The sequence below is a fragment of the Streptomyces atratus genome, from assembly GCF_040655115.1.
Lineage (GTDB): Bacteria > Actinomycetota > Actinomycetes > Streptomycetales > Streptomycetaceae > Streptomyces > Streptomyces atratus_D.
Map to the genome: position 1 here is coordinate 1 of NZ_JBFAJH010000138.1, position 1676 is coordinate 1676.

Consider the following 1676-nt stretch of genomic DNA (forward strand, 5'->3'; position numbering starts at 1 on the left):
AGCCCGGATCCACCGGCTTGATGCCTGTGGATAGCTTCTCCGAAAACGAGGAAGTGCCCTGTGACCTGCGATGATGGGAGTTCTTCACGCTTCCAGCACGCACGACCACGAGGGCACTTCCGAGATGCAATCTTCCCATGCCGCAGCGAGGATCTCCGCACGGTTTGATGATCCAAATCTGGTCGGGTACGGCGGGCTCGCCCCGGTGGTGCGGCTGGCCGAACGGTGCGCACTGCCCGCACTCGTCGACGAGCACGTCCGGCTGCCGGCCTCGAAGGACGGGACCGGGGCCTTTCCCGCGGCGAAGCTGATGTCGCTGGTCGGTGGCATGGTCGCCGGGGCGGACAGCATCGACGACATGGACCGGCTGCGGCACGGTGGGCTGCCGCGGCTGTTCAGCGGGGTGCGGGCGCCGTCCACGCTGGGCTCGTACCTGCGCTCCTTCAGCCACGGGCACGTGAAGCAACTGCACGCGGTGGCCCGCCGGTTCCTTCCCGAACTGGCCGCGCATACCCCGCTGCTGCCCGGCGCCGACCAGGTGGCCTACGTGGATATCGACGACACGATCCGCCGCACCTACGGCTACGCCAAACAGGGAGCCGGATACGGATACAGCAAGGTCAAGGGCCTGAACGCGCTGATCGGGATCGTCTCCACCCCGTTGGCCGCTCCGGTGATCGCCGCCACCCGTCTGCGCAAGGGGCCGTCCAACTCCGCCCGGGGTGCGGCTGCGTTCGTCGCCGAATCGATCCGCACCGCGAGAGCGTGCGGCGCGAGCGGGCTGCTGGTCGTGCGGGCCGACTCCGCGTTCTACGGCGCCGATGCCGTGAACGCCTGCCGGGCCCTGGGCGTCCGGTTCTCGGTCACGGTGCGGATGAACGCCTCGGTCAAGGCCGCGATCGCGGGCATCGACGAAGCCGCGTGGAAGGCGATCAAGTACCCCAGGGCGGTGTGGGACGAGGAGGGGCAGTGCTGGATCTCGGACGCGGAGATAGCCGAGACCACCTACACCGCCTTCACCTCCAAGCCGAAGAAGCAGCAGGTCACCGCCCGTCTGATCGTGCGCCGCGTCAAACGGCTCAACCCGGCGGCGGTGCCCGAGGGGCAGGGCACTCTCTTCGATACCTGGCGCTACCACGCCGCGTTCACCGACTCACCGCTCGCCCTGGCCGATGCCGAGCGTGATCACAGGCGGCACGCTGTCGTGGAACAGGTGATCGCGGACTTGAAGAACGGCCCGTTCGCCCACGCCCCCTCCGGGCACTTCCAGGCGAACGCCGCCTGGCTCGCGCTGGCCGCTCTCGCGCACAATCTGACCCGCGCCGCCGGCGCCCTGGCGTCCGCCTTCCACGCCAAGGCCACCACCGCAACGATCCGCGACCACCTGATCAACGTGCCCGCCCGCCTGGCCCGCTCCGCCCGGCGCCTCACCCTCCACCTGCCCGAACTCTGGCCCTGGGCCGACGACTTCACCCAGCTCTTCGACCTCGTGCACGCGCCACCACCCACAGCCTGAGAAGCCCTGACCACCCCGCCCGCAAGGGCCCGAGACCGCCGAACACGTGGAAGAGCTGGACAGACCAGCGGATACTCCCTGCCCGAACAGCCAGATCATCTCGCCGACCGCCAAGACAACCCCGAAACGATCACTCCGGAAACAAGCCGGTGGATCCGGG

The 1676-nt window shown here is 69.0% G+C and carries 1 protein-coding gene; it reads left to right on the top strand.

Going from position 1 to position 1676, the window contains the following annotated elements:
- Positions 1 to 124: 124 nt before the first annotated feature.
- On the top strand, positions 125 to 1516 hold the full coding sequence (locus tag AB0I23_RS41430) for an IS1380 family transposase (protein WP_359118439.1): 1392 nt from the start codon (positions 125 to 127) through the stop codon (positions 1514 to 1516).
- The last annotated feature ends 160 nt before the right edge of the window (positions 1517 to 1676 follow it).

What these genes read in the sequence shown, in the direction of transcription:
- AB0I23_RS41430 (WP_359118439.1), top strand. Translation starts at nt 125, where the DNA reads ATGCAATCTTCCCATGCCGCAGCGAGGATCTCCGCACGGTTTGATGAT.